Genomic DNA, 13,989 nt, shown 5'->3' on the forward strand with positions numbered 1-13,989 from the left:
GGTTCTCCTTAAGCCATTACTTCTTGTTTTTCTAAACTATTGTCTTTAGCGCCAATAGTTTTGAACATGTTGTAAGCCATTAATAAGAAACCTGCAACTACTAAACAACCACCAACAAAACGGATGAAGTAGAACGGGTAAGAAGCTTGTAAACTTTCAACGAAACTATACGTTAAGGTACCGTCAGTGTTAACCGCACGCCACATTAAACCTTGCATTACACCAGATATCCACATTGCTACTATGTATAAAACGATACCGGTAGTGTGCAACCAGAAATGAACATTAATAAGTTTAACGCTGTACATACGACCTTGGTTAAACAGTACTGGAATTAAGTGGTACATCGCACCAATTGAAACCATAGCAACCCAACCTAGAGCGCCAGAATGTACGTGACCAACAGTCCAGTCAGTGTAATGTGATAATGCGTTTACTGATTTAATTGCCATCATCGGGCCTTCAAACGTAGACATACCGTAGAAAGACAGAGAAACAATTAAGAAACGTAAGATTGGATCATGACGTAGTTTATGCCATGCACCCGATAGTGTCATAATACCGTTGATCATACCGCCCCATGAAGGAAGGAATAATACGATAGACATTACCATACCAACACTTTGCGTCCAGTCAGGAAGCGCTGTGTAATGTAAATGATGAGGTCCAGCCCAAATGTATAAAGATACAAGAGCCCAAAAGTGAACAATTGATAAACGGTACGAGTAAACCGGACGTTCAGCTTGTTTTGGTACAAAGTAGTACATCATACCTAAGAAACCTGCAGTTAATAGGAAGCCTACGGCATTATGCCCGTACCACCACTGCATCATGGCATCGATGGCGCCAGGATATAATGAATATGATTTAGTCCAAGTTAATGGAATAACCATAGAATTACCAATATGTAAAACCGCTACGGTTAAGATGAAACCACCAAAGAACCAGTTAGCTACATAAATGTGAGATGTTTTACGCTTAAATAATGTTCCAAAGAATACTATTGCATATGAAACCCAAACTAAGGTGATTAAAATATCAATAGGCCATTCAAGTTCAGCATATTCTTTTGAAGACGTCAGCCCCATAGGAAGAGTAATTGCAGCTGATAAAATAACTGCTTGCCATCCCCAGAAGGTGAAAGCGATTAGTTTACCGCCAAATAGTGCTGTTTTACAGGTACGCTGTACTACATAGTACGACGTTGCGAACAGAGCGCTTGTACCAAATGCAAAAATTACGGCATTGGTGTGTAAAGGACGTAAGCGAGAGTATGTTAACCACGGAGTTTCGAAGTTAAGCGCTGGCCAGATTAACTGAGCTGCGATTAAAACACCGACTGCCGTACCAACAATACCCCAAATTACGGTCATTACAGTAAACTGGCGAACAACTTTGTAGTTGTAATCCATTTCTGTCAGATTGCTTTGACTCATATTAAAGGTTCCACATTTATAATTATAAAGTTGATGTGAGTGAATATAGTTACTAAAATATCTTCCACCCTGAAGCGTTAAAAAAACTTTTGTAACTACTTTAGTTATAGTTCAAAAAAACAACACTTTATAGTTTGTTTTTTTTCGAGGGCGATAATAAGGCTTGCAGGGCCAATTGTCACGTTTAACGTTTTAAAATATGACCTAGATCAACAAAATGTTACTGTTTGTAACTTTTATGTACAGTTTGTTTGTTTTATAACAAAGTATTCACAAATTTCAATGGTAAATATGCGTAATTTTTATACACCTATAATTCTAATTTTATTGATAATTTCGGTATATCTCGGTTATCAATTTATAGAATCTGATAACAAGCAAAATATTGGTCAAATTGATTGCGACTTTACTCGCTCAGGCTGTTTTAAAACTTATAATTTTGGTGTTTTTGAGCTAAATGCATCACCAAATATAATAAAAGCAGAAAATGAAATATTTTTTTCATTAATATCAAAATCAAAGCATCCAATTAAAATAAAATCGGCATGGCTTGAAGGTAAAGAGATGTTTATGGGGAAAATCCCATTATTTTTTGAAGAAAACAGCGGTGTTTTTACAACAAATACACTTATTGGTGCATGTACTAAAGAGCAAATGATTTGGACAATGTTCGTTGAAGTTCAAATTAACGACAAAATCGAAACTCTAATGTTTGATTTTGTCAGTTATCAATAATTTGTTAGCTACAAATTGAGTTAAATATTATGACAACATCAAGTTTTCGTGGTGGTATTACTTAACTTAATGCTAACCAAAGTGCCACACCCATCATTAATGTTCCTGAAATTCTGTTCATCAAGCGCACATTTTCAGCTTTAGCTAATAACAAACCTAATGATTTGCCGCCTGTAGCGTACAACATCATACAAACAAACTCAGAGAATAAAATAACCGCTACTAAAACACTTAACTGCACCGCAACTGGGTTTTGTGGGTTAATAAACGGTGGTAATAATGAAATCATAAAAGCCCAACCTTTAGGATTCGCAATTGCTGTAACTAATCCTTGCATAAACAATCCTTTACGAGAAACCGTAGGTGTAGCTTCTTTATTGTGGGTAATGGCCATTTTACCTTTAGATAACCACATTTGTATGCCCAGGTAAGCAAGATATAAAGCACCAACTATTTTAAAAATGCTAAATACTTCAGGTAGCTTAAGCATTATTGCGGCAACGCCTAAAACAGCTGCAACAGCGACTGAGGCTACACCTAATAACTCACCCATCATCATCCACATTGTACGGCGCACACCTATACTCATGCCCAACGTTAATGCAAGGGTCATGCACATACCTGGGGTAATGCTAACAAAGAAAAAAGTAGGGATGAATATAGCTAGTACTGTTAAGTCCAATTGTGTAAGCCTTTGTTTTGTATTGGCTTGTCGTGTCTATGCTGTTTTAGTGACTATTGAGTATAGTGACAAGCTTGGTGACAAAAAAATAGGTGAATTCAGTAAAATTCACCTAGTACGTTCTAGAAACGTTATTTTATCATTTTTAAGACTGAAAAAATAACTAAAAGTAAATTAAATTAATTTACTGATCGGTCACTTCATAACCCGTTACGCTATTTCTTGCATACGATAAAGTTCTGACTTGGCAGTTACAACACAGCCAAAATGAATCCTCATCATTCGGTTCGCATGACTTTGAGCTTCACGGGATGCGCATGCTGTAACCATTGTTAACATTCCTTTAACAATTCAATACAGTTCTGGCAGTACCTGCTTGTTATTATTATTGTAGAAATAACAAGCAGGTGCAGCTATGAGCAACGAAACAGAAAAGACATTAATGATTAAAGGTGTTGGCGATAAGGTTGCTAATTTCAATTCACTTTCCCTGAAGAAGACTATATTAAATTACAGTTTTTTAATATTAAGTTGTGTTGCTCTAATTGGAGTAAGCAATTTAATGCCAAATAGCTTTGAAGGTCGTAAGGTAGATTTAATTGAAAAGTATGATCAAAACAGAAAAGCAACGGGTTTGCGCTATTTCAACTCCTATGCACTGTAAACCACATTCATTTCAACATTTTCATCAACAAGCCTCTTTACTGGAATCGGAGGAGGCAACGGTTAAATAAATCCGTTATAATTTAACAATAAAAATCTAAAATAATGCTCAAGGACTGCGGTTGTCTGATAATAACAACATTGAAGCAAGTATACCGGTAGATAGTTCCAAACTAGTACCAAACTCATCCATCAAAATTGCCACGTTTAATTTGTTTAATTATCTTGAGCCTCCTTTTGCATTTTACGACTTTGAAAAAATACTAAGCAGTGAGCAATGGCAAAAGAAACAAAATTGGATTATAGATTATCTCGTTGAATTTAAGCCTGATGTTATTGGTTTTCAGGAAGTGTTTAGCCCAGAGCCATTGAAACAATTAGTTCAAGAGCAAGGTTATCCATATTTCCATGTTGTTGACCAAGCTGAAGTTGTTGATGACTTTATTTGTAAAAGTCCGGTAGTTGCGATTGCTTCAAAATATGAAATCACTGAAATATCTGCAGTACAACCTAACAAAGAATTAGCGCAAGTAATGGGCCTTAATGCCGAATTTTCATTTAGTAGAAAGGTATTAAGAGCGACTATAGACTTGCCTCATATTGGTCCATGTGATTGCTATGTGGTGCATTTTAAATCTAAACGGCCACTGATCGAACATGAGCAATGCTCTGAAATGTTGGCTGAAAAAAATATTATCGAAAAACTTAAGGCACAAGTGATAGGTGGGTGGGGCTCATCTATTCAACGCGGTAGTGAAGCGGCATTGCTGTTTGTTGAAATGATCAGCCAACGAGAACAATCGACCCGGCCAATTATGCTATTGGGCGACTTTAATAATACTTTACAAGATGGCGTACTAACTCACTTAATAACGGATAAGTTAAGATTCGCCTCTGCATTTGATGTAAATGCTTATCTTGAAAAATATTGTTTGAATGACGCATGGGATTTATTTCAAAACACCGATAATGATACACAACACATCAGTCGAAAACCTACCCATTATTATGGCGCTACAGGTTCAGTTCTTGATTATATTTTATTATCTTGCGAGTTTGATGCAAATTATCAGGGGAGCTTATTTGAAGTAAGTGGCTATGATACTTATGACAGACACCTTATAAACCCTATATTTGAGCGAGATGGGGAAAGTACCGATCACGGTGTTGTACTGGTAACGCTTTCACTTAGAGTATAACGGCATTGTTATAAACTATATTTCAATACTTTTGAATAACGTCCGATTAAAATCAGACCAACCAAGATTGGACCAACCATAGTTTGAAGTGTAAGCCGGTAATAGAAATAAAAAAAACCGCTAAATAGCGGTTTTTTGATTACTTATAAAGCTTTAATTAGCTGTTACAAGCATCTTTTAAAGATTTACCAGCTTTGAAGCCAGGAGCTTTAGATGCAGCAATTTGAATTTCTGCACCAGTTTGTGGGTTACGGCCAGTACGAGCAGCGCGGTCGCTAACTTTAAATGTACCAAAACCAACAAGTGCAACGTCACCGCCACTTGCTAACTCAGCAGTAACAGATTCGATTAGAGTATCTAATGCACGACCAGCTGAAGCTTTAGAAAGGTCTGCGCCTTCAGCGATTTTTGAAATCAATTCACTTTTATTCATTGTTTTTATTCCTTGTTGAATAATTAAAAAAAGTAACACTACTAAAATATATAATTATTAGCGAAGCAGAATCACTAACACTATAAAACACCACTTCTACAGCAAGATCAATAGTTTTTTTAAAAGAATTGAATATTTTTTGATAATTGACCGTATTTTGCCCTAAAACGAGTGATAGAGCGCGATGAAGCGCTAATGTTAAAGCAAAAATACACAATGGTGTGAATTACATCTAAAATAGTTTTACCAATTCTTGATTAATTTATCTACCATAATTGCGGTTTTGTCGGGTTGTTCTAATGGAAACATATGCCCTCCATTTTCAAACATCTTCAGTTCTATCTGATTCAATTTTGCGAAACGTTCGAAATAACGAACCGGTATAATATTGGTTTTTTCACCATAAATAAGCGCGGCTGGCACTGTAAGTTTGTTTTTGAACTTGAATAAATTGCATGGTAAATGTCTAAAAATGTCAGCTTCTACTTCAGGAGAAAACGTTAACTCTAAGCGTTTGTTCTTAATGGTTACTGCGCTATCAACATAATCTTGCAAACAACGGGGATCAAAATTTTGAAATAAACGTTTCCGAGCGAAGTTATTAACTAAGTTAGTTCCCTCAGGCCAATGCCTTCGACGATTTTTTGCTTGTCCTGCGGGAGATACTTTATCAATTATTGGAGTCTTCTTGGCTAAACTTAATAACCACGTGAGGCGTCCGGTGAATACCGGCGGATCTAACATTATTAAACCTCGAAAAAGCTCAGGATGTTGGCAAGCTGCAATAAAAGAAATCACTCCCCCAAAAGAATGCCCCACACATATAACTTTTTCGTCTTGTTTTTTAATATAATCGACTAATTCAGTGACCAAATATTGCCAGTTATTATTGATTGGATAATTACGATTATGGCCAAACTTTTCCTGTGCCATTGTCGTGTAATCCGAAGAGAACATATCTAAAAAAGTACGATAACTTCCTGCAGGAAAGCCATTTGCATGGACAAAATTGAGTAGCGGCTTTGACATAAAAATCTCTAAATGTGATATTTAACTGTGAAATTCAAACGGTTGTTTAAATTTATTATGCAGGGTATTTAACTCAATTGAAAGTGTAACCCTTCAATCATTAAATTTAAGTAATCAGATTCTGCTACTCTTAACATGTTGAACGCGAATGGTCTCATTTTTCGAGATTGTTGATGGTTAGTTATTAGCCACCAGGTTCTGTTGGTATCAAACTAAAGACCTGAGTAGAAGAGAGATAGCTAGTTTACTTTAACAAATACTCATACCTGCAACATCTAACACTAATTAATTATTATTTTTAGCAAAAAAATCCCAACTCATATTTCTATGTGTTGGGAGGCATTCGTTTCAATAAAGAGTAATTATTGATCTTCAGCTGTATGATTATTTTTTAGTCGATGACTTTTTCTTTGCTGGTTTAGCAACTGCCGGTTTAGCTGCAGCTGGTTTAGCAACTGCCGGTTTAGCTGCTGCTGGTTTAGCTGCTGCTGGTTTAACTGCTGCTGGTTTAGCTGCTGCTGGTTTAGCTGCTGCTGGTTTAGCTACTGCAGGTTTAGCTGCTGCTGGTCTAGCTGCTGCTGGTTTAGCTACTGCAGGTTTAGCTGCTGCTGGTTTAGCTGCTACAGGTTTAGCTATTGTTGGTTTTTCTTTTTTTACAACTACTGGTTCAACTTTCTCTGTTTTTACCGCGACTGACTTAACAGCAGGTTGAACTTTTTCTTTGATTGCTTTTACATTTTCAGTTCCAGTTTTTACAGCTTGCTTTAAAATTTTATTTGGAACTTCAGTAACTTTATTTGTCGCTTCTTTAATGGCATTTAAGGCCGGTTCAGAAATTTTACTTACCGAACTTAAAATTGAATTATCAAGAGCAACTACAACAGGCTCTGATGGGTTACCAATGCGTGAAAAAACTTCTTCTACATTTTTTAATGCCTGGTCGCTTGAGCTGTTCACTGTGTCATAAGCTCTTTTTTCCATACTTTCAGCTTGTTCGAAAGCTTTAGTAATAATTGAGTTTGCTTGTTGACGACCTTCAACAATTGAATAAATACCTGATTGCATAACTGAGCGATTACATTCAATGCTTTTTTGTAATACGTTTTGGCTAGAGCTTAATAAAGTATCTACTAAGCCTTTATTGGTTTTTAGTAATTGTTGTGCAATTGCTGATAACTCTTTTGTGTTTAATAAATCTAAAATCATTTTCTACCTCTATGACAGTTAGCGTTTAATAGTTTAAATAACTATTTTTTAATGTTGATATAGAGATGTTATTGGATAAAAATAGAGTAAAGTAACTAGAAATGTGTTTAAGTTAAAATTATGAATGTCATTGTTGAATGTTAATTTAAGCAGTTAGATAAAATGGCGGCTGTACTGCAAACAAGGGAAAGGTTTAAATGCATCAACCGTGACAATATCGTGATGAACTACTAAAGTTAGGACTTAAAGAGTCTAAAGTTAGTTCTTATCTAATGAAAAACAAAGCGGCCAGTTACAGTTTTGAAATACTATTTGTCAGCCTAATCTTTATGATTGTTATTCCTCCTTCTTTGCATTTTTCAAGTGCCTTCTGGGTGAAAATATGCCTCACTTGTATATTGTTAGCCAGCCTTTATATGCTCAAATTTAATATGACTTTACTGGTCATCGGATCCGTAGTTTCTGGCTTGGCGCTAATGCTTAGTTGGGGACAAACATTCGTCGAGTTATCAAATAGCGTTTTTTATTTAAGTGTTGTTTATATAAGCTTTTTTGGTTTTATATGTTTTAACTTAATGCGCTTTCTAATTAGATGTAAACGAGCGGATGAAAATGTTATTTTTGCTGCGATGTGTTTATATATTTTTATTTCTAATTTGTGGATGTTTATCTATACATTAATATATACCATTAACCCTGAAGCGTTCACATTTTCTCAACAGTTAACAATAAACCAACAGGGCAATTTTTTTGACATGTTAGGCGTGTTTTCTTACTACAGTTTTGTCACTCTAACGACTCTGGGCTATGGCGATATTTCACCTGTCGGCGAAGCTGCCCGAGCATGGGTATCGGTTGAATCCATGATAGGACAATTTTACATTGCCATTATATTAGCTAAATTAGTGGCGATCAGTGTCGATACTGATCAAAGCCATTAAACTTAGTGTAGATCTAAAAAGTAAGGGATAATCAACGCATTTGCTAAATCTATAAAGAAAGCACACACCAAGGGAACCACAATAAAGGCTAAATTAGACATGCCATAGCGTTGTGAAACCGCAGACATATTTGCCATAGCCGTAGGTGTTGACCCCAGTGATATACCACCAAAGCCTGAACAAATTACCGCCGCATCATAATTCTTACCCATAACTCTAAATACAACAAATATATTTACGACAACGGCAACAACAAACTGAGCGGCTAAAATAGTAAATATAGGCCCAGCTAAATCTACTAAAGCCCAAAGTTGCATGCTCATTAGCGACATGGCTAAAAATGTACCTAAAGAAATATCTGCAATCAATGAAATTGCCGGTGTTCTCGATGGCCATTTAGTGCCACTTAAGCGAGGGAAGTTTTCTGGTAGGATATTGGTTAAAATTATTCCTGCAAATAAACAAGTAACGAAAATAGGTAATTCGAGACCTGCCTGTGAAAGGGCTTGATTAATTAAAACTCCTAGAAAAACACTAATATGAATCGCTAACACAGCATCTAAAAACTCATAAGCGTTAATTTTTATGTTGTCTGTATCCTCTGCAGTTACGTTGTTTGCAGCAGTACTTTCTTCTGGTTTTAAATCATACTTGGTGATTAAGTATTTGGCGATTGGCCCCCCCATTAAACTTGCTAAAATTAAACCAAAAGTTGCGCAGGCAATACCAATTTCCATCGCGTTGGTAATACCGTAATCTTGAGCAATTTTCGGGGACCAAGCGATAGCGGTACCATGGCCACCAATAAGAGAAACTGAGCCGCCAAGTACGCCAACGGCATTGTCCATGTCAAATAATCTGGCAACTCCTATCCCTGTTAGGTTTTGAATGATCATATAGCCAATAGTTACTACCAGTAAAATAACCAAGGGTAGACCACCTTTTAACAGATCGCTTAAGTTTGCATTAATGCCAATGGTGGTGAAAAAATAAACTAATAATAAATCTCTACCGGCTAAGTCGAACTCTATCGAAATATTGGTTAATAGGTATACAAGCGTGAATAAAATTGAAAAGCAAATGCCACCAGTTACAGGCTCAGGGATACTGTACTCTTTTAAAAAATCAATTTTTTGATTTAAACGTCGTCCAAAGAATAAAACGATAATGCCAAAACTTATTGCGTGAAATCCGTTTAGCCTTAAAACACCATCGATAAGTTCAATGCCAACCATCTATTTTCTCCTGCGCTATCTTTTGTTATTGTAGTTTGATTATTTTTTGCTTACGCAAATATTTATACATTGCGATTGTTCAAACATAGCAATGTATAAATAAACCAATTCAAGGCGGATCTAAAATCCGCCTAAATAATTGGTGAAGTATATTTAGGGTTAATTCGTTTTAACCCTATACATGGTGACATATAAAACTGGAACTAATAGCATAGTAACGGCCGTACCAGCGGTTAAACCAGACATAATTGTCATTGCCATTGATATCCAAAATGCGTCTTGCAACAAGGGTAAAACACCTAAAACTGTTGTTAGTGCGGCAAGAATAACTGGGCGAAGCCTTGATACCGCGGCGAGAATGACCGACTCATAGTCGTCTATGCCTTTTGAGATATTTAAGTTTATTTCATCAAGTAAAACGATTGAGTTTTTGATCATCATCCCAACCAAACTCATCAATCCAAGTAGTGCCATAAAGCCGAACGGAACTTGTGTTGACCAAAATACGGCGGTTATGCCTATGAGTGCAAAGGGCAGGGCTGCAAACATGATAAAGATAGGTCTATAGGCATTAAACAAGGCAACAATTATAATGAGGATAATCACCAGAGTCGGTGCCATTCCCGGGATTAATGACGTCATCGCATCTAGAGTACTTTTTCTTTCACCGTCCCAAGCAAATTCATAGCCCGCTGGTAGGTCAATGGCATCTATGCGTTCAATGACTTCAGCTCGAAGTGCCGGATAGGTTACGCCATCTGGTTGAGCCTGTATCGCAATTTGTCGGCGTCTATTCCAACGAGTAATAATAGGGTCTTCCCAAGCCAATTCAATCCTTTCAGTGACTTCCGAAATTGGTATGGTAGATACCGATAGTGATGGTTTAACCTGTACAACATCAAGCGAGCCAGCGGCCCTTGATCGTTCTTCATGTACATTACGCGCCACTATAGGGTAGGTATCGTTACCTTTTCTGTATACTCCAATAGGTAAGCCGTCGTAAGCTCTTGCGGTAGCAGAAGCAATATTGCCACGAGTGACAGCTACCCATCTTGCTCGTTCTTGTGCATAATCAATCGATATTTTTTGCACCCGTTGGCGCATATCCGTGCGAATTTGCTTAACATTTGGGCTGGTCTGTAAAATGTCAGTTACTTGTTTACCCAAAGATCTAAGCGTCACTAAATCGGCATCTACAGGACCGGTGATGCGTAATTCAAATGGCCATGTATCACCTGGTCCGACTGTATATTTACGCACACGAGTTAAAATATTCGGGTAGTGTTCATTTAACCAGGGTTCAATATCTTTAACTAAAGTATCTACTTCAGCAAACGATGGAGTATTAACGACTATTTGCGCGAAAGACTGATAAGGAAATTCTGGGTCTACCGGCAGGTAAAAACGAGGTCCACCGGAGCCAATAAACGTGCCAACATCGGCAGATCTAGGATCTTCTATAATTTTCTTTTCAATCTGTTTTAAATCTTCTGATACACTTTCAATCGGAGTGCCTTCAGGCGCCCAGTAATCAACCACAAACTGAGCTCGGGTCGAATCAGGGAAAAACTGTTGTGGCACTTTTGTAAAGCCCCAAACTGATATTACCAACAATACACATACCGTAATTAAGGTGAAGCCGCTGTTTCGGGTCATTTTAACTAAAAGACCTTTAAAGCCGATAAAAAATTTACTGCCATAAGGATCAGTATTGTCATCTTGATTTTCTGGAGCTCGTAATATTCGAATACATTGCAAAGGAGTAATGGTGACCGAGATCAGCCAGCTCAACATTAACGAGACACCGACAACAATAAATAGTGTTTGTGCATATTCTCCGGCATCGGCTTTAGCACTAAATACCGGGTAGAATGTCATTGCCGCAATTATGGTTGCACCAAGTAATGGCATTGATGGAATCGCTGCACTTTCTATGGCTGCTTGTTTGGGTTTCATCCCTTGCCCCAGCCTTACTGCCACCCCATCTGCTACAACAATGCTGTTATCTACCATCATACCAAGCGCGACAACTAAAGCGCCAAGCGATACTCTTTGAAGTTCTATGCCCATTATTAGCATAACTATAAAAGTACCTAAAATAGTCAATATTAATCCTGCACCAATAACGACACCCATGCGCCAACCCATCGCAAGAGTAAGTACGACAAGGACAATTAACACGGCTTCGGCTAAATTAATGGCAAAGGCGTCAATTGCTTCTTTTACCAAATCAGATTGCCATTGAAATTTTGTTACTTCAATGCCTGCTGGAAATTCCGCTAATAACTCATCAATTTTTTCATCTAGTTTTTTACCCGTTGCTAAGATATTGCTGTCGGCACTATTGGCAAGGGAAATGGCTAATGCAGGTTCACCGTTAAAACGCATTAAATTGAATGCCGGCTCTAAATAGCCTAATCGAATTGTCGCAATATCCTTTAATCGGATCATGTCGGTATTTTGTTCTTTACTTATATCGACATTGCTTATGTCTCTAATTGACTTTGTGCCAATATCCAAAAGTGAGCGACGAATTAATATGTCACCAATGTCTTCAACGGTGTCGTATTCACCTTTTACTTCAATACGTAATCGTTTTTCAGGTAAGTTCACCGAGCCTGCATTGACAACAAAGTTTTGGCTGGCCAGGGTAGCTAGTATTGTTTCTTCGGTAACACCTAAACCAGCGAGTTGTGAATCAGAAATATCAACATAAACAACTTTTGGTTGTACGCCCCATAATTCTGATCTTGATACACCTCTGAGCAAACCAAGTTCCTTTTTCAGTATGTCAGCATAATCTTCAAGTTCTTCGTAGCTATAACCATCGCCGGTTATCGACAAAACAAAACCGTAAACAAAACTGAAATCATCAATAATTTCTGAAGAACCTGCCCGCAGAGGCAGTTGATATTTTATATCTCGAATTTTTTTGCGCATTTCATCCCAAACTTGCGGCAAGCGGTCGGCCCAATAAGTTTGTTTCATGTCGACTTTTATAATCGAAATTCCTGCGCGGGATAGAGAATATAAATTGTCTAGTTGCGGCATTTCTTGAATGGCTTTTTCTATTTTGTTGGTAACTTCAAATTCAACTTCTTCAGGGCTTGCTCCAGGGTATAGGGTTATAATAACCCCTGTTTTAACGGTGAAGTTGGGATCTTCAAGGCGGCCTAAGTTTTGATAGCTATACAAGCCACCTATAAAAAGCAGGAAAGAGAAAAACATGGTGAGTTTTTTTCGCTCAATAGCGAATTCAGGTAAGTTCATGATCTATTCCTTCCCTGAAGTTGCGTCCAGTATTCTCACTTGTTGGCCTTCAACTAATGAGTGCACTCCAGCGACAATTAACCATTCCCCTTGTTCTAACCCTTCGCTAACTTTAATACCATAATCTGTCGGCCGTAATACTTCTACAGCACGTTTAACTACTTTATTATCGACGACTACCCAAACAAAACTGTTCGTCAGTTCACCGTCAGAAAATAATGCCGATGCAGGTATGTCAAAACCACTGAATTCTTTATTTCCAGGCAATGATGCTTTTAAGTAAGCTTTACCAGCCATACCAGGTAGCACTTTAAATGCCTCAGTATTTTCGATAAATAATGTTACTGGATAGGTGCGAGTACTTTGCGATGCTTCACGGCTAATTTCTTTTATTTTAGCGGGTAAGGAAACATCAGGCTGAATATCTAATATAACAACGGCATCGATCACTTGATTAGCGTAACTGATTAAACTTTCAGGCACATCGAAGGTAAACTCCATTGCGTCGCTATTGATAATTTTTACGATCTTTTGTTTTGCGATAATTGTTTCATGGGCCTCAACGTAGGTTGCAACAACTTCACCTGAAAATGGTGCTTTTATGTGTGAATATGATAAACGGTCTTCTGCTAATTTTAGAGCGGCTTTCGCACTGGCATTGGCTGCGCGAGTTATCGAATCGTGCGCTTGAGCATTATCAATCATCACTTGACTGATAATTTCAGGGTCTGTTTTTTTTATATCAAGTAGGCGTTGATAATTACGAGAGGCATCAAGGTATGCAGCTTCTGTTTCAGCTACCACTCCTTCGGCAATCGCCACTGAATTTTTAAAATCGGTGTCGTCTAAACTCGCTAGCACATCACCCATTTCGATAATATCGCCATTATTGACATTACGAGCAATCATTTGGCCGGAGATTCGAAATGATAAAATCGCTTCCTCTATTGCTTGCGCCTTTCCCGGAAAGGAGCGCTGCTCAATACCGCTTAATTCTCCCACTTTAACGGCTTTCACTTTTTTAATGACCGTTTCTTTTTTAGGCGCTTCAGTACAGGCGATTAATAAAGTTATCAAACATACGACTAGTAGTTGGGCTGAATTAGCCGGTAGGATATTTTTCAAAGGATATGACTCCAATTATTAAGAAATAAAATCAA

12 protein-coding genes are annotated in these 13,989 nt (G+C 37.5%); 4 read left to right on the forward strand and 8 right to left on the reverse strand.

All coding sequences use genetic code 11. The features are described from left to right. Positions 1-8 precede the first annotated feature (8 nt). Positions 9-1,436 carry a cytochrome-c oxidase, cbb3-type subunit I gene (ccoN, locus tag RGQ13_RS09100; RefSeq protein WP_348393235.1) on the reverse strand — a complete coding sequence of 476 codons (1,428 nt, stop codon included), beginning with the start codon at positions 1,434-1,436 and terminating at the stop codon, positions 9-11. 291 nt (positions 1,437-1,727) lie between these two features. On the opposite strand from ccoN, the gene RGQ13_RS09105 reads away from it, so the two are divergent. After that, complete coding sequence (locus RGQ13_RS09105; protein WP_348393236.1) at positions 1,728-2,171, forward strand: hypothetical protein; 444 nt, start codon at positions 1,728-1,730, stop codon at positions 2,169-2,171. A gap of 61 nt (positions 2,172-2,232) precedes the next feature. Here the strand turns inward: RGQ13_RS09105 and RGQ13_RS09110 are convergent, their stop codons facing one another. Further along, on the reverse strand, positions 2,233-2,853 hold the full coding sequence (locus tag RGQ13_RS09110) for a LysE family translocator (protein ID WP_348393237.1): 621 nt from the start codon (positions 2,851-2,853) through the stop codon (positions 2,233-2,235). A gap of 415 nt (positions 2,854-3,268) precedes the next feature. Here RGQ13_RS09110 and RGQ13_RS09115 point away from each other — a divergent pair, with 415 nt between their 5' ends. Together RGQ13_RS09115 and RGQ13_RS09120 are read left to right on the forward strand one after the other, a co-directional pair. Further along, positions 3,269-3,517, forward strand: a complete 249-nt coding sequence (locus RGQ13_RS09115) for a hypothetical protein (protein WP_348393238.1) — start codon at positions 3,269-3,271, stop codon at positions 3,515-3,517. 121 nt (positions 3,518-3,638) lie between these two features. Then, positions 3,639-4,715, forward strand: coding sequence for an endonuclease/exonuclease/phosphatase family protein (locus RGQ13_RS09120; protein ID WP_348393239.1), 1,077 nt, complete (start codon positions 3,639-3,641; stop codon positions 4,713-4,715). Positions 4,716-4,872: 157 nt separating this feature from the next. Here RGQ13_RS09120 and RGQ13_RS09125 read toward each other — a convergent pair whose 3' ends face one another. The 3 genes from RGQ13_RS09125 to RGQ13_RS09135 form a co-directional block, all read right to left on the reverse strand. Further along, positions 4,873-5,148: an HU family DNA-binding protein gene (locus RGQ13_RS09125; RefSeq protein WP_348386062.1), complete on the reverse strand. Its 276-nt coding sequence runs from the start codon at positions 5,146-5,148 to the stop codon at positions 4,873-4,875. Between the two features lie 243 nt (positions 5,149-5,391). Then, the gene (locus tag RGQ13_RS09130; RefSeq protein ID WP_348393240.1) at positions 5,392-6,177 is read right to left on the reverse strand and encodes an alpha/beta fold hydrolase; all 786 of its coding nucleotides are present in this window, start codon (positions 6,175-6,177) and stop codon (positions 5,392-5,394) included. A 384-nt stretch (positions 6,178-6,561) separates the two neighbouring features. Further along, positions 6,562-7,383: a hypothetical protein gene (locus RGQ13_RS09135; RefSeq protein WP_348393241.1), complete on the reverse strand. Its 822-nt coding sequence runs from the start codon at positions 7,381-7,383 to the stop codon at positions 6,562-6,564. Positions 7,384-7,799: 416 nt separating this feature from the next. On the opposite strand from RGQ13_RS09135, the gene RGQ13_RS09140 reads away from it, so the two are divergent. Beyond that, positions 7,800-8,324 (forward strand): potassium channel family protein, encoded by a 525-nt coding sequence (locus RGQ13_RS09140; RefSeq protein ID WP_348393242.1) that lies wholly within the window; start codon positions 7,800-7,802, stop codon positions 8,322-8,324. A 2-nt stretch (positions 8,325-8,326) separates the two neighbouring features. On the opposite strand, the gene gltS is transcribed toward RGQ13_RS09140, so the two are convergent. From gltS to RGQ13_RS09155, 3 genes are all read right to left on the reverse strand, one after another. Further along, the gene (gene gltS, locus RGQ13_RS09145) at positions 8,327-9,559 is read right to left on the reverse strand and encodes a sodium/glutamate symporter (RefSeq protein ID WP_348393243.1); all 1,233 of its coding nucleotides are present in this window, start codon (positions 9,557-9,559) and stop codon (positions 8,327-8,329) included. A gap of 159 nt (positions 9,560-9,718) precedes the next feature. Beyond that, entirely contained in the window at positions 9,719-12,829 is a 3,111-nt protein-coding gene (locus tag RGQ13_RS09150; RefSeq protein ID WP_348393244.1) for an efflux RND transporter permease subunit, read from the reverse strand. Positions 12,830-12,832: 3 nt separating this feature from the next. Then, complete coding sequence (locus RGQ13_RS09155; RefSeq protein WP_348393245.1) at positions 12,833-13,954, reverse strand: efflux RND transporter periplasmic adaptor subunit; 1,122 nt, start codon at positions 13,952-13,954, stop codon at positions 12,833-12,835. Positions 13,955-13,989 lie beyond the last annotated feature (35 nt).

The organism is Thalassotalea psychrophila (assembly GCF_031583595.1).
GTDB lineage: Bacteria > Pseudomonadota > Gammaproteobacteria > Enterobacterales > Alteromonadaceae > Thalassotalea_A > Thalassotalea_A psychrophila.